Origin of the sequence: Kitasatospora sp. NPDC056327 (assembly GCF_042261735.1) — a bacterium.
Lineage (GTDB): Bacteria > Actinomycetota > Actinomycetes > Streptomycetales > Streptomycetaceae > Kitasatospora.
This window is the reverse complement of sequence record NZ_JBHJRC010000003.1, coordinates 74,362-94,868: the sequence shown is the minus strand read 5'-3', so window position 1 is coordinate 94,868 and position 20,507 is coordinate 74,362. Positions and strand designations below refer to the sequence as shown.

Annotated in this window: 18 protein-coding genes; 3 read left to right on the top strand and 15 right to left on the bottom strand. The window is 75.2% G+C overall.

All coding sequences use genetic code 11. The annotated features are described in order from the left end of the window. Window positions 1–133 precede the first annotated feature (133 nt). The 4 genes from ACFCX4_RS00940 to ACFCX4_RS00925 form a co-directional block, all read right to left on the bottom strand. Window positions 134–877 (bottom strand): choice-of-anchor P family protein, encoded by a 744-nt coding sequence (locus ACFCX4_RS00940; RefSeq protein ID WP_376137741.1) that lies wholly within the window; start codon window positions 875–877, stop codon window positions 134–136. 102 nt (window positions 878–979) lie between these two features. Continuing rightward, window positions 980–2,377: a glycosyltransferase gene (locus ACFCX4_RS00935; RefSeq protein ID WP_376137740.1), complete on the bottom strand. Its 1,398-nt coding sequence runs from the start codon at window positions 2,375–2,377 to the stop codon at window positions 980–982. After that, window positions 2,374–2,994, bottom strand: a complete 621-nt coding sequence (locus tag ACFCX4_RS00930; RefSeq protein WP_376137739.1) for an archaeosortase/exosortase family protein — start codon at window positions 2,992–2,994, stop codon at window positions 2,374–2,376. Before ACFCX4_RS00930 ends, ACFCX4_RS00935 begins: the two co-directional genes overlap by 4 nt. A gap of 6 nt (window positions 2,995–3,000) precedes the next feature. Beyond that, entirely contained in the window at window positions 3,001–3,165 is a 165-nt protein-coding gene (locus tag ACFCX4_RS00925) for a hypothetical protein (RefSeq protein WP_376137737.1), read from the bottom strand. A gap of 412 nt (window positions 3,166–3,577) precedes the next feature. Between ACFCX4_RS00925 and wecB the strand changes: the two genes are divergently transcribed. Continuing rightward, window positions 3,578–4,702, top strand: coding sequence for a non-hydrolyzing UDP-N-acetylglucosamine 2-epimerase (wecB, locus tag ACFCX4_RS00920; protein ID WP_376137736.1), 1,125 nt, complete (start codon window positions 3,578–3,580; stop codon window positions 4,700–4,702). Window positions 4,703–4,846: 144 nt separating this feature from the next. Next, a complete protein-coding gene (locus ACFCX4_RS00915) occupies window positions 4,847–5,761 on the top strand; it encodes an alpha/beta fold hydrolase (protein WP_376137735.1) in 915 nt (304 codons plus the stop codon). 55 nt (window positions 5,762–5,816) lie between these two features. Here the strand turns inward: ACFCX4_RS00915 and ACFCX4_RS00910 are convergent, their stop codons facing one another. The 11 genes from ACFCX4_RS00910 to ACFCX4_RS00860 form a co-directional block, all read right to left on the bottom strand. Then, a complete protein-coding gene (locus ACFCX4_RS00910) occupies window positions 5,817–6,740 on the bottom strand; it encodes a hypothetical protein (RefSeq protein ID WP_376137734.1) in 924 nt (307 codons plus the stop codon). After that, on the bottom strand, window positions 6,737–8,410 hold the full coding sequence (locus ACFCX4_RS00905) for an amino acid adenylation domain-containing protein (RefSeq protein WP_376137733.1): 1,674 nt from the start codon (window positions 8,408–8,410) through the stop codon (window positions 6,737–6,739). Before ACFCX4_RS00905 ends, ACFCX4_RS00910 begins: the two co-directional genes overlap by 4 nt. Before the next feature lie 54 nt (window positions 8,411–8,464). Further along, window positions 8,465–9,601: an FAD-dependent monooxygenase gene (locus ACFCX4_RS00900; protein ID WP_376137732.1), complete on the bottom strand. Its 1,137-nt coding sequence runs from the start codon at window positions 9,599–9,601 to the stop codon at window positions 8,465–8,467. A gap of 34 nt (window positions 9,602–9,635) precedes the next feature. Beyond that, complete coding sequence (locus ACFCX4_RS00895) at window positions 9,636–9,938, bottom strand: hypothetical protein (RefSeq protein WP_376137731.1); 303 nt, start codon at window positions 9,936–9,938, stop codon at window positions 9,636–9,638. A 65-nt stretch (window positions 9,939–10,003) separates the two neighbouring features. Further along, entirely contained in the window at window positions 10,004–11,788 is a 1,785-nt protein-coding gene (locus tag ACFCX4_RS00890; RefSeq protein ID WP_376137730.1) for an ABC transporter ATP-binding protein, read from the bottom strand. Then, window positions 11,785–13,680, bottom strand: coding sequence for an ABC transporter ATP-binding protein (locus ACFCX4_RS00885; protein WP_376137729.1), 1,896 nt, complete (start codon window positions 13,678–13,680; stop codon window positions 11,785–11,787). The genes ACFCX4_RS00890 and ACFCX4_RS00885 overlap by 4 nt, the downstream gene beginning before the upstream one ends. An 11-nt stretch (window positions 13,681–13,691) precedes the next feature. Beyond that, window positions 13,692–13,937, bottom strand: a complete 246-nt coding sequence (locus tag ACFCX4_RS00880; RefSeq protein ID WP_376137728.1) for an acyl carrier protein — start codon at window positions 13,935–13,937, stop codon at window positions 13,692–13,694. Between the two features lie 10 nt (window positions 13,938–13,947). Next, window positions 13,948–15,039, bottom strand: coding sequence for an NAD(P)H-dependent flavin oxidoreductase (locus tag ACFCX4_RS00875; RefSeq protein WP_376137727.1), 1,092 nt, complete (start codon window positions 15,037–15,039; stop codon window positions 13,948–13,950). Next, on the bottom strand, window positions 15,039–15,908 hold the full coding sequence (locus ACFCX4_RS00870; protein ID WP_376137726.1) for a hypothetical protein: 870 nt from the start codon (window positions 15,906–15,908) through the stop codon (window positions 15,039–15,041). The genes ACFCX4_RS00875 and ACFCX4_RS00870 overlap by 1 nt, the downstream gene beginning before the upstream one ends. Window positions 15,909–16,074: 166 nt before the next feature. Next, window positions 16,075–16,944, bottom strand: a complete 870-nt coding sequence (locus ACFCX4_RS00865) for a diiron oxygenase (RefSeq protein WP_376137725.1) — start codon at window positions 16,942–16,944, stop codon at window positions 16,075–16,077. 46 nt (window positions 16,945–16,990) lie between these two features. After that, entirely contained in the window at window positions 16,991–18,688 is a 1,698-nt protein-coding gene (locus ACFCX4_RS00860) for a condensation domain-containing protein (RefSeq protein ID WP_376137724.1), read from the bottom strand. Between the two features lie 598 nt (window positions 18,689–19,286). Here ACFCX4_RS00860 and ACFCX4_RS00855 point away from each other — a divergent pair. Continuing rightward, window positions 19,287–19,862, top strand: a complete 576-nt coding sequence (locus ACFCX4_RS00855; protein WP_376137723.1) for a pyridoxamine 5'-phosphate oxidase family protein — start codon at window positions 19,287–19,289, stop codon at window positions 19,860–19,862. Window positions 19,863–20,507: the final 645 nt, after the last annotated feature.

The window sequence follows — 20,507 nt, the reverse complement described above, 5'->3', positions numbered from 1 at the left end:
AGGTGCGTGCCCCAACGCCGCGGGCCCGGCAGTGATCCACAAGAGACGCCCTAGGGCGTCCCGGACCCGGAGGCGGGCCCGGGACGCCCCGGCGCGGTGGCGGCCGGCGGACCGGTGACCGGCCGGCCACCGGTCAGGCGGCGTGCCGGCGGCGGCGGAGGTGGACGAGGACGGCGGCGGTCGCCACCGCGGCCGCGCCGCCGACGGCGGCGACCTCGGGGTCGATCATCGGCACGGCCGCGGCGGGCTCGGCTCCGCCGCACTCCGCGTGGCCGATCACGACGTCCGCGGCGTTGAGGATCGGCAGCAGGCTGATCCGGACGGCGTTGACGGAGCGTATGCCGTTGGCGTCCGTGGTCTGCTCGTTGAGCAGGACGGTGCCGACGCCGGGGACGTCGAGGCCGGTGTTGGGCGCCGCCCCGGCCTGCAGGTCGATCGCGGGGAGCAGCGGGAGCCTGACGCTGCCGCCCGCGATGACGCCGGATCCGGTGGCGCCGGACGGGGTGGCGGTGCAGGTGGAGTTGACGCCGGTGAGGGAGACGGTGGCGACGCCGAGGTCCACGCCGAGCGAGTCGACCGTGGCGGAGGCGCCCGAGGTGCCGGCCTGCGGGTCGCCGGAGGTGGTGGCGGTGAGCAGCGAGTCGCCGGCGAAGGGCCCGACGTGGATGCCGAGCACGGTCTCGGTGCCGCCCGAGGGGTAGGCGGAGGCGGGCGTCGGGGCGACGGCCACCGTGCCGGCGAGGGCGTCGGCGGACACCACGTAGGCCTTGGCCTCCGGTGCGGAGAGGGCGGCCCAGGCCGGGGCCGCCGCGCAGACCAGCGCGGCGGTGAGGGCGGCGGCGGCGAGGAGACGGGTCCGGGTGCGACGAGAGGTCATGAGGGTGGTGCCTTTCGCGGGAAGGGGGACGGGCGGGGACGGCGCGGTGCGGGTGGCGGTGCTTCGCGGGCGGTGGCGGGCCCCGGGCCGGCGGGCGGGCCCTCATGCCGCGGGCTCGCCGGCGACGGCCGGGGCGGCGGGAGCGGGGACCGCCGGGGTGACGGCCACGCGCGCCGTCTTCTGCCAGAAGCTGCGGCGGGTCACCAGCCGGCAGGCCGCGCGGACGGCCACCAGGTAGGTGGTGGCGGCGTACACCGCCAGCGCGAGCCCGTAACCGAGCGCGGCGCGCCGTCCGACGCCCGGTTCGCAGCGCCGCCGGTACAGCGGCCCCCAGACGGCGAACTCGCCGACCCCCAGCAGTACGTAGAGCGCCAGGAGCAGCGCGCCGCCCCGGCGCAGGAAGGCGAGCACGAACTCCGGGTAGAGCACCAGGTTGTAGCCGAAGGCCGCGATCGGCACGGTGTACACCACCAGGCCGACGAGCTGCAGCCACGGCTGGCTCATGAAGTAGAGCACCTCCAGGAAGCCCGCCGTGCCGAAGGCGCGCGAGCCCCAGATCTCCCGCAGGTAGCGGGTGCACTGCATCGAGCCCTGGGCCCAGCGCACCCGTTGGGTGACCAGCTGCCGCATGCTCCACAGCGCCTCCTGGTCGACCCAGGCGTCGGTGGTGTAGCCGTTGCGCCAGCCGGCCAGCATCAGGCGCAGGCCCAGCTCGTAGTCCTCCAGCAGGGCCCTGCCCCACGGGCGCCCGTCGCCGCGGTCCACCGAGCGCAGCGCCGAGAGCCGGGTGAACTGGCCGTTGCCGCCGACGTTGACGGTGCCGGTGCGGCGCCGGGTGATCTGCATGGCGGAGATCGGTCCGCGGAACTCGATGTCCTGGAGGCGGGCGAGCAGCCGGGCCCGCCGGTTGGCGAACGCCCCGCGGCCGGGCAGCGGCCGGGGCACGTCGCGGTTGGACATCCGCACCTCGACCTGGACGGCTCCGGTCCCGGGGTCGCCGAAGAGGTCCGGGCCGGCGCAGACGGCGAACGCGCCGGGCGAGGGACGGCCGTCGGCGTCGAGCACGCAGACCACCACCCGATCGGGGTCGGTGCCGGCGGGCAGCGCGGCCTCCAACGCCCGGTAGCCGGCGTTCAGCGCGTCGCCCTTGCCGGTCCGGGCCGCGGGCAGCCGCCGGGACACCAGGTGCACGGTGAGCCCGCCGGGCGGCCGGGCGGTGGCGGCGTGGGCGCGGACGAGTTCCGCCGTGCGGTCCTCGGAGGCGTCGTCGACGACCCAGACGGTGGCGCCGGCGAAGTGCCGGGCGAGGTAGTCGAGGGTCGTGGTGATCACGGCCTCCTCGTCCCGGCAGGGCACGAGGAAGTGCCAGCCGAAGCCGTCCGGGTCGCCGGGCGGCGCGGGGCGGTCCCGCAGGTAGCCGCGCACGATCACGACGACGTAGGCGAGGAACCCGACGCCCAGGACGAAGGAGAGCGAGACGGAGGTGTCGAGCAGGGTCACGGTGCGGTCCTCCCGCCGGTATCGGCGGCCGTGCCCGGACCCGTGACGGCACGGGGCAGCAGCCGGAGGTAGAGGAGGGCCGCGGCGAGGGCGGCGGCCATCATCAGCACGGAGCCGAACAGGACGTGCGTCCAGCCGAACCCCTCGTCCCCGTACCGGTGCTGCATCGCCAGGACGAGGGTGAGACGGGTCAGGTTGGTGGCCACGACCAGCCCGGCGGCGAGCGCGAGGGCGAGCAGGACCCGGCCGGGGCGGCGGTTGCCGAACAGCAGCAGCAGTGCGGTCACCAGGACGAGCGGGGCGATCAGCAGGGCGCTGCTGCAGCCGGTGGTCACCGCCACGCCCCGGTCGAGGGCGGTGCCTTCGCCGGCGTAGAGGACGGGGGCGGTCGGCCCGGCCAGCAGCAGGGTGCGCAGGCCCAGCAGGTGTTCGACGAGCCATGCGGTACCGCGGCTCTCCGCGAAGCGGAAGGCGCGTTCGCCGGCCACCAGGGAGAGGCACGCGCCGAGGAGCACCGCCCCGCACAGCGTCCCGCCCGGGGAACGCGCCGCCGGGCGCCCGGCCCGGGCGGCGGCGCGCGGGCGGGGCGCGAGCGGCTGCGACAGGGATCTCGTCACGACCGGTCAGTCCTCGTCCCGGCGCAGCCTGCTGCGGCGCAGCAGACCGAGGCCCACCAGTACCAGGGCCAGTGCGGCCGTCACGGTGACGCCCAGGCCCACCGATCCGGTGGCGGCGAGGGCGCCGCCGCCTGCCGCCGGCGGCAGACCGCCGGCCACGGGTCCGTACATGAGGGGAATTCCTTTCGTCGGTGAACGGGAATGCGAGAAGGGGGGGCTGTCGCACGGCGGAGAGCGGTGGAAGCCTCGGAGCGGCCCGCTCGGAAGTGCGAGCAGGAACCGGGCACGTCGGAACGGCTGACGGGGGGGACGAACGGACAGCCGTCCCGCCGCTGGTCGAACTCCCGTACTGCTGGCACATCATGGACTGAAAATCCGACTTTTGATGGTCAGTACTCGCACCATGCTTTCGGCCCATGGAGCGAACGGCGTGGCGTCGGCGCGTCACCGGCGTGGCGCACCCCGGGGGATACGCCCATTCGGGGGACACTGATCGGCACGGCTTGCCGAATCCGACCGGCAACCTCCATGTTGTGACGCGTAGTTCGATCACTCGATCACCTGCACCGCCAAGGGAGCCCGAATGCCATCCGCCGACATAGCCGTGGTTCTCGGCACCCGACCGGAAATCGTCAAACTCGCGGGCGTCGTGCGGCTCCTGGAGGACTCCGCGCGCATCGTCTGGACCGGTCAGCACTGGGATCCCGGTCTCACCACCGCCTTCTTCCGGCAGTACGCGCTCCCCCGCCCGCACACCACCCTCAGCGGCGTCGCCGGCGAGGCCAGGGGGCGCCAGATCGGCCGCATGGTCAGCGCGCTCAGCGACCACTTCGCCGCCCACCCGCCCGCCGCCGTCGTCGTCCAGGGCGACACCAACTCCGCCGCGGCCGGCGCGCTGGCCGCGCACTGCGCGGGCGCGCCGGTCGTCCACGTCGAGGCCGGGCTGCGCTCCTTCGACCCGGACATGCCCGAGGAGGCCAACCGCCGCCTCATCGCCCCGCTCGCCGACCTGCACTGCGCCCCGACCGCCACCGCCGCCGCCCACCTGCTGCGCGAGGGCATCGAGGAGGACCGGGTGCTGGTCACCGGCAACACCGTCGTCGAGGCCACCCTGGAGTCGATGCCCGGACCGGTCGAGGCCCGTGCCGTGCTGGACGGGTACGGGCTGCGGCCCGACGGCTACCTGCTCGCCACCCTGCACCGGCCCGAGAACACCGACGACCCCGTCCGGCTCGGCCGCATCCTCGGTCAACTCGCGGCGCTGGAGCTGCCGGTGGTACTGCCACTGCACCCGCGCACCCGTGCCGCGATCGAACGGTTCGGGCTCACCGGCGCGCTCGCCGCGCTGCGGCCGGTGCCACCGGCCGACCACCCCGCCTTCCTCGCACTGGCGGCCGGCTGCCGGCTGCTGGTGTCGGACTCCGGCGGTGTCCAGGAGGAGTGCACGGTCCTGAAGCGGCCGCTGATCGTGGTCCGCAACTCCACCGAACGCCCCGAGGCGGTCCGGGCGGGCTTCGCCCGGTTGGTCCGGCCGGGCCCGCAACTCGACGTCGCGCTGCGGGAGTTGCTGGCCCACCCGGAGGCCGCCGAGGCGCTCTCCGGGCGCCCCTCCCCGTACGGCAGCGGGACCGCGAGCGCGGAGATCGCCGCCACCATCCGCGCCCGCTACCTCGCCGGGGACCGGTCCTCCCTGCTCTGCGCCGGCTGAGCCCGGCCCCGGCCCGCCCCGGCCCCGCCGCCGTACGGGGAGGGGCGGCCGGGGCCGGGACGGCCCGCGGGGCGCGGGGCGCGGGCTTCCGGTGGCTGGGACGGCTAGTGACAAGGGCGGCTCCGGCGTGTCAGGGTGACGATCATGCCTAGCCTCGCCTCCTACGACGACTGCACGATCTGGTACGAACCGACCGGCGAGGGTGAGCCGTTGGTGGTGCTGCCCGGCGGGCCGGGGATGGACCTCCGCTACCTGGGGAACCTCGGCGGGCTGGACCGCCACCGCCGGCTGGTACCGGTGGACGCGAGGGCGTCCGGGCGCTCCGGCGTGCCGGACGACCGGGGGACGGTGTCCTTCGTCGAACAGGCCCGTGACCTGGAGGCGCTCCGGACCCACCTGGGACTGGAGCGCTTCGACCTGCTGGCCCACTCGGCCGGCTGCCTCACCGCGCAGGAGTACCTGGCCGCCTTCCCCGGACGGGTCGGACGCGCGGTGCTGGTCGCCCCGGTCGGCCGGGCCGGGCGCGAGGTCGACGAGGCCGAGCTGGCCGGGATCCGGGCCGCACGCTCCGCCGAACCCTGGTACCCCGACGCGGCGGAGGCGGACCGGCTGCTGGCACGCGGCGGCCTCCCGGCCGGGGAGCTCGCCGCCCTGCAGCGCCGTCTGCTGCCGTTCTTCTGGCACCGGTGGACCGAGGAGCGCCGGGCGGCGGAGTACCCGGCCGCGTGGGCCTGCGCCCACCCGTGGCTGCGCGAGGCCTTCTACGCGGGCTCGGCCGACGGACCGGCCCTCGCCGAGCGGGTCGCCCGGCTGGGCGCCGCGCGAACTCCCGTGCTGGTGGTGGCCGGTGCCTCGGACGGCATGGTGGGGACGGCCCCGGCCCGCGCGGCGGCGGACGCCCACCCCGGGAGCCGGCTGGAGGTGTTCGCCCGGTCCGGCCACCGGCCGTGGGTGGAGGAGCCGGAGCGCTTCGTCTCGGTGGTCCGCGCCTTCCTCGGGACGGACCGGGCCGGGACGGAGACGGCCGGATGGGACCGGGCCGGCGCCGGGACGGCGTAATGGCCGTACCACGCACAGCAGGTGGGCCCGGACACCCGTCCGGGCCCACCACCGCTCACCCGTCGGTGTGCTCCAGCGCGATCAGCGACCAGGAGCGCGGACTGGTGGCGAGCACCAGTACCCGGTCACCGGGCCCGGCCGGCCCCTGTTCCCGCAGCGACGCCAGACCGGACAGCAGGTCCGCCGAGAACCCGTGCCCGACCTCCGCCACCTCCGGGGTGTGGACCGCCGAGAGCTCGATCCCGCACAGCCGGGAGAGGAAGGTCCTGGTCGCCAGGCTGTAGTTGCCGGTGATCAGGTGCCGGAAGCCGCGCCCGGGATCCGGCAGTTGCCCGTTCAGCCGCCGGAGGGCCTCGGTGACCCCGACCTTGACCAGGTTGGCGGCCTTGAGGGAGTTGCTCACCTCCACCGCGTCGGCCCGGACCACGGTCGAACTCCCCAGCACCCGGTACCCCGGGCCGTACGGGCGGCGGCCGATCAGGCAGGAGGCGGCGCCGTCGCTGAGCACGGTGACGCCGACCGGCTGGTAGCGCGGCCCGCCGGTGATCCGGTCGGCGCTGACCAGCAGCACCGTGTCGAGCCGCTCGGCGGTCAGCAGTCCGGTGGCCACCCGCAGGGCGGCGGCGAGGTTGGCGGAGGCGCTGCCGCCGACCGCGACGCCCGGCGCCGCGGGCACCCCGGCGCCGGCCAGCAACGCCCAGCCGTCCTTGGTGGCGGTCTCCCGGTAGGGGGAGTCGGTGGCGTGCACGACGGCGTCGACGGACGTGAGGCCGGCGGCGGCCAGGCTGCCGCGGGCCGCGGCGGTGGCGAGTTCCACCACGTCCTGCGCGGCGACCCGGCAGTGCCGCAGACCGCCGGCGTGCAGGTTCTCCAGTTCGGCGGCGACCGAGGGGTCGTCGAGCGCGGCGATCGGCACCCGGCCGCCCCACTCGACCGCGATGCCCGAGAGGTGGACGACGGGCCTGGCGTCGGTGTTCACACGCGCTCCTCGGAGGGGCTGGGAAGGGAGGGTCCGGGCGGGGGCGGGACGGCGGAACCCGGCGGGACGGGACCCGGTGCGGCACCGGCCCGCGCTGCGGCGGCCCGGGTCGCCGCGATGTCGCACTTGCCGTTGACGTTGAGCACCAGCTCGGGAACGGCCAGGACCCGGCGCGGCACCAGGGCGGGCGGCAGCGCCGCCGCGAGCGCCCGGCGGACCTCCCGCACGGCCGTCTCCCCGTCCGTCCGGACGGCGCCGGCGCCGTCCAGGACCAGGTACGCCTCCAGGCTCTCGACCGCGCCCGCGACGATGTCGAAGGCGACGTCGCCGACCCCGGGCACCGCGAGGGCGTGCCGGCGCAGCTCCCCGAGCTCCACCCGGTAGCCGCTGACCTTGAGCTGGCTGTCCGCCCGGCCGAGGTAGAGCAGGGTGCCGTCGGGCAGCAGCTCCACCCGGTCACCGGTCCGGTAGGCACGGCCGGCCGGGCCGCCGAGTTCGGCCTCGTCGAGGAACGGGTCCCCGGCCGGGCGGCCCAGGTAGCCGGCGGCCACCCCGGCCCCCGCGATCACCAGTTCGGCCGGACGGCCGGGGCGGGCCGGGCGCAGTTGCTCGTCCACCAGGTAGGCGCGGGTGTTCCAGATCGGCCGCCCGATCGGCACGCTCGGCAGTCCGCGCACGGCCTCCGGGTCGAACTCGTTGAAGCAGCAGCCGACGGTGGCCTCGGTCGGTCCGTAGTGGTTCATCAGCCGGACCCCGGCGAGGCGTTCGCCCGCCGAGGCGATCAGCGCGGGGTCGAGCGCCTCGCCGCCGAACATCAGCAGCCGGGTCGCCCCGTGGTAGGCGGGCCGGGCGGTCCGTTCGAAGAAGCGCAGGTGGGACGGCGTCACCTTGAGCAGGGTGTACGGCCGGGGGCGCGCCGCGAACAGGGTCCGCTGGTCCCACACCCCGGCCAACAGGGTGACCGGCCGGCCCACGGCCAGCGCGGGCCAGAGCGAGGTGACGGCGTGGTCGAAGCCGAGGCTGCCGAACAGCGGGCTGCCGCCCTCGCCGGGGCCCGCGGCGCCGTCCGCGAGGCCGGTCATCGCGGCGCACCACAGGGCGTAGTTGACCAGCGAGCCGTGCTCGACCAGGACGCCCTTGGGAACGCCGGTGGAGCCGGAGGTGAAGATGACGTAGGCGATGTCACCGGCCCTCGGCGGCTCCGGGAGCGGGACGGCGCGCGGCGCGGGCAGCTCGGCGACGTCCAGCCGGGCCACCGGCAGCGGCGGCGGCTGGATCGTGTCGGCGGCGCCGTCGTGCAGCAGCAGCACCGGGTCGGAGCCGGCCACCACGGCCTCCACCCGCTGGGCGGGGAAGGCCGGGTCGACCGGCACGTACGCGGCGCGCAGCGCCATCACCGCGAGCGCGGCGGCGACGACCGAGGGCGAACGGTCCGCCCAGAGCACCACCCGGCCGCCCTCGGTGACACCGGCCTCGGCGAGGCCCGCGGCGAGTTCCAGGGTGCGCCGCCAGAGCCGGCCGAAGCTCCAGGTCTCCGGGCCGTGGATCAGGGCGGGGGCGTCCGGCCGTTCCCGGGCGTGCCGGTGGACCAGGCCGACGACGCTGTCGGCGGCGACCGGGCGCACCGGTCCGGCGAGGGTGGTCGGCCCCGGGGTCCGGCTGCCGCTCATCGGGAGGTCTCCTGTCCGGTCATGGGTGTGTCTCTCCTGTCCTGCCGGGGCCGCTCAGGCCGCTTCCATCAACGGGCGGTAGAGCCGGCGGAACCAGGCCGCCGAGCCCTGGGGGGTGCCGTCGCCGGCCGGGCGTCCCGGGGTGAGGTTGGCCTGGACGGCGGAGGACAGCACCCCGTGCAGCCGGGCCAGCCGGGCGAAGTCCCGGACCCGGGGCCGGCGGCGCTCCTGGTAGGCGGCGAGCGCGCGCGGTCCGACGCCGTGCCGGGCCAGTTCGTCGGCCAGGACCGAGGTGTCCTCGATCGCCATCGCACCGCCCTGGGTGGTGGCGGGCGAGAAGGAGTGCGCGGCGTCGCCGACCAGCGCCACCCGGCCCGCAGCCCAGCGGCCGACGGACAGGCCCTGGGCGGGGCGCACGTTGTAGGTGTCCAGCGGGTCCAGGGAGCGGACCAGGCCGTGCACGGCCGGGCCCATGCCGGCGGCGATCGCGGCCATCTCCCGGTAGGCCCGCTCCGGCGCGACCCTGCGGAGGTCGGCCAGTCCGGCCTGGAGGAAGACGTGGTAGCGCCCGCCCCCGATCGGCATGCCGCCGAAGAAGTGGCCCCCCGAGCGCCAGATCCGCCAGTCGTCGAAGTCGAACGGCGGCGCACCCCGGACGGTGGTGCGCCAGTAGAGGTGGCCGAGGTAGTGCGGCGCCGCCTCCGGGTCGACGTACTGCCTGGTCCAGGAGTTGATCCCGTCGGCACCGAGCACCACGCCGTAGCGCCCGGTCCCGCCGTCGGCGAAGGCGACGTCGACGTGGTCCGCGGCCGGGGTGAGCGCGGTGGGCTCGGTGGACCAGCGGACCGTGTCCGGCGGCAGGTGGTCCAGCATCAGGTCGGACAGCGTCCGGCGGCGGATCGCCAGCGGAAGCCGGTCGCCGCCCCAGACGGCGGCCCAGTCGAGCACGGCCGCGGTGCCGTCGGGGTCGGTGGTGACCTGACGGGCGATCGGGTGGCCGGCCCGGTACAGCCCGGGTCCGAGGTGGTCGAGGTGGGCCAGGGCGTTGGGGTGGAGCATGATTCCGGCGCCGGCGGCCTGGACGGCGTCGGCGCGGTCCACGACGTCGACCCGGAGCCCGAGCCGGAGCAGCCGGGCCGCGGTGGTCAGTCCCGCGATGCCGGCGCCGACCACGAGGGCGTCCGCGTGCATGGAGGTTCTCCTTCCGAGCGAACGGTGGGGGCGGTCACGCGCCGTCCCGGTCCTGGGCCCGGTCCTGCGCTCCGGCGGGCGCCGGCTCCCCGTCGCGGTCGAGGAGGTAGCCGTCGTACATGGCCCTCATGTTGTAGAAGTTGGTGATGGCGTCGCCGCTCAGGTCGATCTCGCGGCCGACCAGGTCCTCCAGGAAGGCGACGATGTCGAGCAGGGCGAGCGAGTCGACGTAGCCCTCCTCCCAGAGCCGGCTGGTGGGCCGCGGGTCCTCGCCGGGGTAGGGCTTGACCTCCTGCAGCAGGGCGATGAACTTCTCGTAGAACTGTTCGCGGGTCATCCGGGTGCTCCTTCGGGGTGGGGGCGGTGCGCGCGGCGGGACGGGGCCGGCCCGGCGGGCCGGGTTCAGCGGTAGGCGCGGGCCTGCAGGTCGAACAGCTCGCGGTAGGTCAGGTCGTTGGCCATCAGCTCGTCGTGGCTGCCGCTCTCCAGGACCCGGCCGTGCTCCAGGACGACGATGAGGTCGGCCGTCCGGACGGTGGAGAACCGGTGCGAGACGAAGAGGGTGACGGCCCCGCGCTTCCGGGCGGCCAGCGCGGCCTCGTCGCCGAAGCGCTCGAACAGGCTGTTCTCGGCCGCCGCGTCGAGGGCGGAGGCGGGCTCGTCGAGCAGCATCAGCAGCGGGTCCCGGCGCACCAGGCAGCGGGCCAGGCCCAGGGTCTGCCACTGGCCGCCGGACAGTTCCGCGCCGTCCCCGTAACCCCGGCCGAGCAGGCCGTCGAGCCCGCCGGGGACGCGTTCGACGATCCGCTCCGCGCGTGCCCGGGCCAGCGCCCCGCCCAGCGCGGCGTCGTCGCCGACCGACTCCAGGTCCCCGATGCCGACGTTCTCGCGCAGCAGGAGTTCGAGCCGGGCGAAGTCCTGGAACAGCGGGGCGATCCGCCGGGACCACTGCTCCGCGGAGAGCTCCCGGAGGTCGACCCCGTCGACCAGGATGCGGCCGCCGGTGGGCCGGTAGAGGCCGCAGAGGAGTTTGACCACGGTGCTCTTGCCCGCACCGTTCTCGCCGACCAGCGCGACGGTGCGGCCGGCCGGAACGAACAGGTCGACGCCGTCCAGCACCTTGCGGTCGCTGCCGGGGTAGCCGAAGCTGACGTTCTCGAAGCGGATGCCGTCCTCCAGCACGACCGGGGCCGGCCGCTCTCCCCCGGGCCGGACCATCTCCGCCGACCAGCGGCGCAGGTCCGCCATCCGCTCGGCGATCCGGCCCGCGCCCTGCAGCACCGTCAGCAGGCCGAGCGCCCCGGCCACCTGCACGCTGACCTGGGCGGCGAGCGTGATCACCAGGACGACGTCGCCCAGCCCGGCCCGGCCGTGCGCGGCCTGCCAGAGGATCAGCAGGACGACCGCGCCGTAGGCGCCGGCGAAGACCGCCTGTCCGGCCGCGCGCAGGGCGGCGGCCCGGAGGTGGGCCCGCCGCAGGACGGCCGTGGTGGCGTCCCAGCCGGCCCGGTGGCGGGCGAGCAGTTCGGTCTCGGTGCCGCACAGCCGGAGTTCCTTGACCGAGGCCGCGGTGGTGGCCAGCGACAGCAGGTGCCGGCTGAGCCGGATCCGCGGCGCGGCCTGTTCCTTGGCGCGCTCGACCAGGCCCTGGGCGCGCCGCCCGAGGACCACCGGCGGCACGGCGGCCAGCGGCAGCAGCACCATCCACGGGCTCAGGGTGGCGAGGATCGCCGTGCTGAGCAGGATCTGCAGGGTGAGGCCGCCGAGCTGGAGCAGCGCCTCCAGCGCGGCCCTGGTCCTCGGCAGGTCCTCCCGGATCAGCACCAGGGTGTCGGCGAACCCGGGGCTGTCGTGGTTCTCCAGCCCGTGGGTGCCGTTGGACAGGGTCAGCAGCTCCTCCTGGAGCGCGGACTCCTCCAGCTCGCCGAGCTCGAAGTAGAGCAGGTGCGCGAAGTGGCCGCACATCAGCTCCGCGAGCAGCAGCACCACCGCGGCCAGCGCGAGGGTGCCGGCCGTCCCGGCGTGCCCGGCCAGCGCGGCGTCGGTGAACCGGCGCAGCAGCAGGGCGATGCCGGGGGTGGCCAGGTAGCCGAGCAGCAGCAGGGCCACCGAGCCGTAGAGCCGGCCGCGGCTGCCGCGCAGGGCCATCGAGAGCAACAGGACCGCGGTACGGGCCAGGGTCTTCACTGCGCCGCCTCCACCAGGGACTCGGGTTCGGTCTGCGGGTCCTCGAAGCGCCGGGCCTGGAGGCGGAACAGTTCGGCGTACCGGCCACCGGCCGCCATCAGCTCGTCGTGACCGCCCTGTTCGGCCACCCGGCCGGCCTCCAGCACCACGATCCGGTCGGCCCGCCGCACGGTGGAGAACCGGTGCGAGATGATCACGCTGGTGAGTCCGGCGGTGGTGGAGAGGAAGCGGTCGAAGAAGTCCACCTCGGCGCGGACGTCCAGCTGGGCGGTGGGCTCGTCCAGGACGAGCAGCCGGGCGCCGGCCTCCACCGCGTAGAGCGCCCGGGCGAGGGCGAGGCGCTGCCACTGGCCGCCGGAGAGGTCCTGGCCTCCCTCGTACTGCTGGGAGAGCACCGTCTCCAGGCCGCGCGGCAGGGCCTCGACCAGCGCGCGGGCCCCGGCCCGGTCCACCGCCCGCTCGACGGCGGCGCGGGAGGCCTCCCCGTCGAGCACGCCGGGGGCGCCCAGCACGATGTTCTCCCGGGCGGTCAGCTCGTAGCGGACGTAGTCCTGGAAGATCGCGCCGATCCGGCGCTGCCACTCCCGGGGGTCCACCGTCGCGAGGTCGGTGCCGTCCACCGTGAGGCGGCCGGACACCGGCGCGTACAGACCGGTGAGCACCTTGACCAGGGTGGTCTTGCCGGCGCCGTTGAAGCCGACGATCGCGGTGGAGCGGCCGGCCTCCAGCTCCAGCTCCAGCCCGTCCAGCACGGCGGGGCCGGAGCCGCCGTAGTGGAAGCCGACCCGTTCGAAGCGGACCGCCCGTTCGGGCCCGGCCGCGGGCAGCGCCGCGCCGCCGGTGCGGCCGCCGGCCGGACCGGCCGTCAGCTCCTCGAACTCCAGCAGCGCGTGGTAGGCCTGCACGCCGAACTGGGTCTTGGTGTCGCTCTCCGGGAAGTACACGCCGAAGCGCATCGGGATCAGCACCGCCTGGAGCGCGACCGCCAGCGCGAGCAGGTCCAGCCGGCCGTGCCCGGCCGCGTCGGCCAGTTCACGGAGCACCATGGCGCCGCCGGCCAGGCCGGCCAGGGTGAAACCGACGAACGGCCGGAACAGGATCCGCCGGCGGCCCTCCCAGAGCCGGGCGAGGTAGCGGCCGCTCTCCGCGGCGTGCCGGGCGGTGAACCAGCCGTTCAGGCCGAGGATCCGGATCTCCTTGGCCGCCGCCGTGCCGGCGCCGGTGGTCCGCAGGTAGTCGACCTCCCGGCGGGCGCCCGCCAGGCCCTTCCAGAGCCCGGCGAACCGCCCGAGCGAACCCCGCTGGCCGAACCGGACGACCAGCGCGGTGAGCAGCGCCAGGAAGCCCGCCCAGGGGCTCAGCACGACGGCCACCATGACCGCGGCACCGAGCAGTTGGGTGTAGCGGGCGATCAGCGACAGGGTGCCGGCCACGGCGTCGCCCGGGGTCGAGGTGATCCGGTCGAAGGCCGTCCTGGTGTCGCTGAGGAGGTCGAGGCAGGCCTGTTCCTCCAGGGCGGCCAGCGGTGCGCCGGTCAGCGAGCGGGCCATCAGCCGGCGCACGCAGTAGCCGTCCACCCGGCGGGCGACCGTCTCGCTCAGCGCGAGCTGGAACGGCGCGAGGAGCTGCTGGAGCACGAACGCGCCGATCGCCAGGCCGAAGGCCGCCACCACCCGGCCCCAGCCGCCGGTCTGGGCCACCACCTGCGGCACCCGGTCGAGCGCGAGGCTCATCCCGTACACGAAGCCGAGCGGGAGCAGTCCGATCGCGGTGTTGAACACCACCGCGGCCGCCACCGTCGCGCGGCCGGCCCGGGGCAGCAGCCGCAGCACCGGCACCCAGCGGTGGGCCCGCCGGGCGAGGTAGCCGCCCAGGGGGGAAGTCGTCTGCACGGTTCCTCGTCTCAGCCGGTGGTGGTCGTCGCGGGACCGGTGAGGAAGACCTCGCGGATCCGGTCGAGCGAGCGGAAGTCGTCGACGGTGACCCGGTCGAGGTCGACGGAGCGGCCGGAGACCTGCTCCAGCAGGTAGATGAACTCCAGGAAGTCGAGCGAGTTGATCAGCCGGGCCTCGATGAGGTCGGTGTCCGGCAGGATCTCCTCCCGCAGGTCCGGGTTCTTCTGCTCGATCCACTCGGTGATGCGCTGCATGGTGCGGTCCTCACTGGGAGACGGGCGGGAAATCGGGTGGGAAGACGGGTGGGAAGTCGGGTGGGGAGTCGGAAAGGGTTCGGGCGGCGGTGCCGGGAACGGGGCGGGCCGGGGCGTCCGCGGCGGCCTCGGCCCGCAGGCGGTCGACCAGCCGGGCGGCGGGCAGCACCGCGCGGATCGCGGCGCTGCCGGTCCCGGCGTAGCGGGCCATCTCCCCCACGGCGCCCTCGACCCGGACGGTGGGGACGGTCGCGGCCCCGCGCGGCACGGGGTGGCGGACGCCGTCCTGGACGAGCCAGCCGATGACCGCCGCGGGCGGCGGCCGCTCCGCGTCGGTGACCGGCCCGGCAAGCACCCGGTGGCGGCGACCGGGCCAGCCGAGGGCGAACCGGTCGGTGACCACCGTCGCGCCCGGCCCGGCGGTCACCAGGGCGCGGCGGTAGTCGGGGTGGGCGTCCGACTCGGCGGCGGCGGCGAACAGCGTGCCCGCCACCGCGCCGTGCGCGCCCGCGGCCGCCGCCGCCCGCAGCTGGCGGCCGTCGTGCAGACCGCCCGCGACCAGCAGCGGCACCCCGGGCGCGGCGGCGACCGTCTCGGCCAGCAGGCGCCGGACGGCCGTCCCGCCCAGGTGCCGGCCGCCGGCCTCCTCTCCCTGCAGCGCCAGCACGTCGGCACCGAGCCGCAGCGCCGTCCGGGCCTCCGCGAGGGAGCCGACCTGGACGAGGAGCCGGTGCCCGCCCGCCCGCGCACCGGCCGCGAAGGCGGCCGTCGGCGGCCCGAAGCTGGTGAACGTCAGCGGCCGGTCGGCGGCTGCCAGGACGGCGGCCAGCTGCTCCGCCAGCAGCGGGCCGGCCACCTCGGGGACGAAGCCGACCGCGAACGGGCGGTCGGTCAGCTCCGCGGTCCGGGTCACCAGCCGGGCGCAGCCGGCCGGCGGGCTCCGGTAGAGCGCGACGGTGCCGAGCGCCCCGGCCCCGCTCACCGCGGCGGCCAGCCGCGGGCCGGCGACCCCGCCCATGCCCGCCTGCACCAGCGGGAAGCGCACGCCGAGCGCGCGCGCCCCGATCGCCAGCCGGGCGTCGGCGGGGGCGGGCGGCTCCATCAGGCCCGGTCGCCGGCGCGCGCCGCCCGCACGGCCGCCACCCGCTCCAGGGCCCGGCCGGCGTCGCCGTGCGCCAGCAGCATCGCGTGCACCCAGCGTTCGACGCCGAACGCGGTGCAGGTGCTGTGCGCGGTGGCGCCGTCCGAGGTCAGCGCGAGGCGCTCGCCGAAGAAGTTGCGGTGCCGGTTGACCGAGGCGATGGCCGTGCCGTCCGGGGCGGTGAACTCGTGCTTCACCGGGTCGAGCCGGGTCAGCCTGGCGCGCGGGCCGTCCTTGTCGAAGAAGGGGTCGTTGGCGGGCTCGTAGCCGAGTTCGAGGCCGAGTTCGCCGGCCAGGGCGAGGATCAGCTCCCTGGAACGGGCCAGGTGCTCGGCGGCGCCGTCCCGGGTGCCCACGTAGAGCACCTCGCGCATGTGGAAGCCCCAGAGCCTGCGCAGGCCCTCGTAGTGGGTCTCGTTGCGGAAGCAGCGGCCCACCGCGGTCAGCCGCAGGCCCGGGCCGACCTCGGCGCCCTCCAGGGCGAGCAGCAGGCCGTAGCAGGTGGCGGAGGGCAGCATGTAGCCGGTGGGCGCCGTGTCGCCGGGGCCGAGGTCCTGCGGGGCGAGGCCGCCGGACAGCCGCTCGATCGTCTCCTCGCCGAACCGGGCGGCGGCGATGCCCAGGTGCGGGAAGTTGCGGAAGTAGTCGAGGCGGGCGAGGCCCTCGGCGGGCAGCAGCGCCGGGCCCAGGACCGGGCGGCCGGCGAGCCGGTCGGCGATGCCGGTGAAGAGGGCGTCGAGTTCCTGGAACAGCCGGGCGCGGTCGGGCTCCAGGACGACCAGCCCGGGGCCGGGGTCCCGCAGGACGGGGGCGAGTGCGGTGTCGGACATGGCGGCGAGGACTCCTCCGGGGCGGCGGGCAGGGGACGTTGGAGAGGGGTGGGGCCAGGTGACCGCGGTCCGGGGCACGCTCGGGAGCGGCCGGCCGGGACCGGCGGTCCGGGGCCCGGGCGGGCACGGGCCCCGGCCGGGCACGGGGCTCAGGCGAGCACGGGGCTCAGGCGAGCACGCCGATCCGGCGGTAGAAGGCGTACGTCCGGCCGGCGATCTGCTCGTGCACGGCCGCCCGCCGCGGGGAGGCCAGCACCCGGCCGCGGAACGCCAGCGGGTCCGGGATGCCGGCCGCCCGGTACGCCTCGACGCTGTAGAGCTGCTGCAGCGTCAGGGTGATGTAGCGCTCCACGTACTCGGCCGCGGCGGCGAGTTCCCGCTCGTCCCCGACGGCGCGCAGCCGCTCGTGGACGGCGCGCACCAGCTGGCAGCCGAAGGCGATGTGCCGGGACTCGTCCTGGTGGTGGATCCGGTTGATCGCGCGGATCGTCTCCGGCAGCGAGGCGTCGGCCGCCATCCGGCTGTTGAAGTGGTCGACGATCTGCTCGAAGATCAGGATCCGGCTGAAGACGATGAAGTTCTCGAACTCCGCGGAGTGCTCCTCGCGCGGGAACGCCATGGTCAGGTCGGGGAAGATCCGGCCGCCGTAGCGCAGGCAGAACTCGGCGAAGAACCACATGTGCTCGTTCTCCTCACCCACGAAGTGGTGGAAGAACCTGGTCGGGATCTCGTAGCCGGGCATGTGGATCCGGTTGACCACCTCCAGGATCAGCTCCCGGATCCCGTGCACGTTGAGGCTGTAGAAGTTGATGCTCTCCCACTTGCCGAGCAGCCGCAGCTGCTCCGGCGTCAGCTCCTCCTCCAGGCCGGTGCCGTGGGTGCTGAGCAGCTCGTCGCTCAGCCACTTGGCGTCCGGCGCGATCTCCTCCGGCCAGTCGAAGGTCTGGTACGGGTTGTAGTACTCGTTCTCGGCGGCCCGGGTGAGGCGGTCGACGGCGGTCTGGACCTCGCGGTCCCAGATCGTGGCAGTGGTCATCGGTACGGGCTCTCTCTCCGCTGGTCGGTCGTGGGGGCGGGCCCGGCTACGGGCGGCCGGAACCCTCGGCGAGCAGTTCGCCGGAGGGCGTGGACACGCGGTAGTGGTGCGGGGCGACGGCGTCGGTGCGGTGCTCGACGAGCGCCACCACCGCCCGGTGCAGCTCCTCCGGAGCGGTCCCCGGCGCGGTCGCGGTCACGTCCGCCACCAGCCGTTCCGGTCCGTCCTGGGCGAGGGACAGCCGCACCTCGGCGCCGCCGGCGGCGGCCGAGACCAGCCGGCGCGTCTCGGCGAGGTCGAACCAGCAGGAGTCGGCGCGGACCCAGCCGTCGGGCCGGGGCGCACGGTCCGGGCCGGCCGCCTCGCGGAGTCCGACCTCCCCGTGGACGCTGCGCACCAGCAGGGCCTCCATCGCCCTGAGCAGCCGCTCGACGACCGGCCGGGGCAGGTAGGCGGTGTCCGCCATGAGGAACAGGTGCAGGGTGTCGGGCATGTACTGCACGTGGACGAAGTACTTGGCGTCCTGCCGGGGCCAGGCGCCGATGAACGAGATCTCGCTGCGCTCCGCCAGGGCGGCCAGCTGCTCGGCGGACCCGTCGGTCTCCGGCAGCGACTCCCAGCGGTCGTTCATCCGGACGTCGTTGAAGAAGGAGGACAGGTCGAGGCCGACGCCCCGGTGCAGCCGGACCTCGTCGTGGACGGCGTCCATGGACGGCGGGTGGTACTCGCCGAACCGGTAGGCCGACATGCCGGGCAGGAAGCAGCGGCGCACCGCGTCCTCGAAGGTGCCGTCCGCGACGTTCAGGACGAACAGCGCGTTCTCGGTCTGGGCGCCGACCATGCCGCGCAGCCGGGGTTCGTTGCGGTTGCCGGCGATGAGCTGGAGCACGGCCGTGTCGTGGCCGGAGTACGCCGCGACGACGGCCGCCGCCGCGGTCAGCAGCACGGTGCTCGTGCTCACCTGGCAGCGGGTGGCGAGCAGGTCGGCGGCGACCGCGCCCGCCGGGGAGTCCAGCCGCAGCCGGACGAACCGCTCCGGGTCCGCCGGTTCGCCGGGGTCGGCGGGGTCGGCGGGACCGCCGGTGCGCGCGAAGTCGAAGTGCGAGCGGGGCACCCGGGTGAGGGTGCGGCGCCAGAAGTCCAGGGAGGCCCGGCCGCGTGCCGCGCCCTCGCCGCCCTGCTGGAAGCGGGCCTGGTCCAGCGGGTGCCAGTCGGCCGGGTCGGGCTCGCCGCCGGCGAGCAGGGTCGCCAGCTCGGCCTCGATGACGCGGATCCCGAAGAAGTCGGTGCACTGGTGGGAGACCACCAGGAGCAACCAGACGGGTTCCCCGCCGGCCGTGACCACGGCGTAGCGCATGCCGAACCCGGTGGCGTGGTCGAAGGCGCGTCCGGCGAGCCGCTGGGCGAGCTCCAGCGCCTCCTCGCGCGGGACCGGCCGCCCGGCCTCGAAGACCTCGACCTCGGCCGCGCCCTCGCCGGCCACGGTCTGCACCGGTCCGGCCGGCGTGTCGGCGAAGGTGCTGCGCAGGGCCTCGTGCCGGTGGATCAGCCGCTCGACGGCGGCCGTCACCGCGTCCACCGGGCAGCCCGGCGGGACCGGCACGGCGCGCGGGATGTTGAAGTAGTGGGACTCCTCGCCGAGCCACCGGATGGACTTCCAGATCGCGTGCTGGCCCCAGCTGAGCGGCGCCGAACCGGCCCGGAGGCCGGCGAAGCGCACCGGGACGGCGCGGGACTCGCTCATCGACATCTGCACACCTCGGATTCAGGGCGGAACACGCGGAAAGGCGTCAGGGAAATATCGGGGGGAACGGCGCCGGCTGCCGGGGCGCGCGCTCCGCGGATCGTTCGGGAAGGTCCGTGGAACGGGTGCGAAAGTCCGGCGAAACGCTTCGGCGGGATCGTTCCGGTGATCAACAAACGCAGAAGCTAGCAAGCCGCCGATTGGTTGTCTAGACCAAATAGGAAGGAGCGGAATTGCCCCTCGGGGCCCCCGGATCCGACTCTTCGCCCGCTCTTGAGTGGTTCCGGCGAGGGTCACCGATTCTGCGCCGACTTGCCCGACTTGACCGGGCTCCGGGATCTCGGGATCCGAGATCCGCGGCCGGCAGGGGTTGCCCGGCCCGGCGCCGGCTGGCATGCTTGCCGAGGCCCTGGAGGGGAATGGCTGCGCGCCGTTCCCGGAGGAATCCCGGCGGCCGACCGAAATCGGGGGATTTCACAGCGCGCGACTCGCGCGAATTCTTGGCAATGGCGCCTGGACCGGTGCGCCCGCCGCGGCCGCGGCGCGCACCCGGATCCCCCGAGCGATCCTGCCGGAATCTCGACGAGGGGTCTGTGGCGTGGGGCATGTCTACGAGCGACTGGACGACCGGACCCGGGCGTTCATCGAGAAGCAGCCGGTGTTCTTCGTGGCGACCGCGCCGTCCGACGGCGGCCGGGTCAACGTCTCGCCGAAGGGCTACGGCGACACCTTCACCGTGCTCGACGACACCACGGTGGCCTACCTGGACCTCGACGGCAGCGGCATCGAGACCGTCGCCCACGTCCGGGAGAACGGCCGGATCACCCTGATGTTCTGCGGTTTCGAGCGCCAGGCGCTGATCGTCCGGCTCTACGGGACCGGGCGGGTGGTGACCCTGCACGATCCCGGGTTCCCGGAACTGCTGGCCAGGTTCGGCCCGCATCCGGGCGTGCGCTCGATCATCGTGGTGGACTGCGACCGGGTCTCGGACTCCTGCGGCTGGGGCGTCCCCCGGATGGACCTGGTCGAGGAGCGCAGCACGCTCGACCGCTGGGCCGCGCGCCACGACGTCCAGGAGACCCGCGACTACCGGGCCAAGCACAACCGCAACAGCATCGACGGGCTGCCCGGACTCTCGGCCGGCGAGTCCGACCCGGTCGGACAGCGCTCCTGAGCGACCCCGGCCGGCCCGCGGGCCGGAGAACGGTCGGCACGGCGGCGCCACCCGGACCGGTTCGATTTCCGGCGATTCGGTCACGATCAGGCGGATCCGGGCGGCCGGACCGATCCCGGCGATTCGCGGCCCCGGGAATGAGCGGGAAACCGATGTGAATGTTCGGTGCGCGGGCGATGTCCGGGCGGTCGGGTCCGACGGAATTCTTTGCCCTCCGGTCGGTAAAGCCTCGACAAACGGTGGATTTTCCGTCCCGGCGAATCCGTCCTCCGCCGGGACGGGACTCGCCGGATCGGGGACCACCGGAACCCGGTCGGCGGCGTGCGTGTTTTCCGATCCACCGCGGCCACCGGGCGGTCGGGCCGGGGCGGCAGGGCGCCGGACCGGATTCCCGGCACAGCAGGAATCGAATGCAGCGTGCCGGAAAAGGCATTGCTCGGCAGCCCTTCCCGGCGACGGCGAAAAGGAGGAGAAGGACTCCGGACCCGGCGGCCCCCGGCCCGGCGTCCACACGGGCGCAGGCCGGCAGGGACGACCGGTACGGTGAAGGCGCGGGGCGTGGGGGCCGGGCCCGTCCACGGCCGCGGCGGCCTCGGACACCGGCTTCGCGGCGGCAGGTCGGAGGCGTCGGGTCTCCCGCCGTCG

Bases quoted from the DNA above. Each gene is read 5' to 3' on its own strand.
- ACFCX4_RS00940 (WP_376137741.1), bottom strand. From the start codon at position 877: ATGACCTCTCGTCGCACCCGGACCCGTCTCCTCGCCGCCGCCGCCCTC.
- ACFCX4_RS00925 (WP_376137737.1), bottom strand. From the start codon at position 3,165: ATGTACGGACCCGTGGCCGGCGGTCTGCCGCCGGCGGCAGGCGGCGGC.
- wecB (WP_376137736.1), top strand. From the start codon at position 3,578: ATGCCATCCGCCGACATAGCCGTGGTTCTCGGCACCCGACCGGAAATC.
- ACFCX4_RS00915 (WP_376137735.1), top strand. From the start codon at position 4,847: ATGCCTAGCCTCGCCTCCTACGACGACTGCACGATCTGGTACGAACCG.
- ACFCX4_RS00905 (WP_376137733.1), bottom strand. From the start codon at position 8,410: ATGAGCGGCAGCCGGACCCCGGGGCCGACCACCCTCGCCGGACCGGTG.
- ACFCX4_RS00900 (WP_376137732.1), bottom strand. From the start codon at position 9,601: ATGCACGCGGACGCCCTCGTGGTCGGCGCCGGCATCGCGGGACTGACC.
- ACFCX4_RS00895 (WP_376137731.1), bottom strand. From the start codon at position 9,938: ATGACCCGCGAACAGTTCTACGAGAAGTTCATCGCCCTGCTGCAGGAG.
- ACFCX4_RS00880 (WP_376137728.1), bottom strand. From the start codon at position 13,937: ATGCAGCGCATCACCGAGTGGATCGAGCAGAAGAACCCGGACCTGCGG.
- ACFCX4_RS00875 (WP_376137727.1), bottom strand. From the start codon at position 15,039: ATGGAGCCGCCCGCCCCCGCCGACGCCCGGCTGGCGATCGGGGCGCGC.
- ACFCX4_RS00870 (WP_376137726.1), bottom strand. From the start codon at position 15,908: ATGTCCGACACCGCACTCGCCCCCGTCCTGCGGGACCCCGGCCCCGGG.
- ACFCX4_RS00865 (WP_376137725.1), bottom strand. From the start codon at position 16,944: ATGACCACTGCCACGATCTGGGACCGCGAGGTCCAGACCGCCGTCGAC.
- ACFCX4_RS00860 (WP_376137724.1), bottom strand. From the start codon at position 18,688: ATGAGCGAGTCCCGCGCCGTCCCGGTGCGCTTCGCCGGCCTCCGGGCC.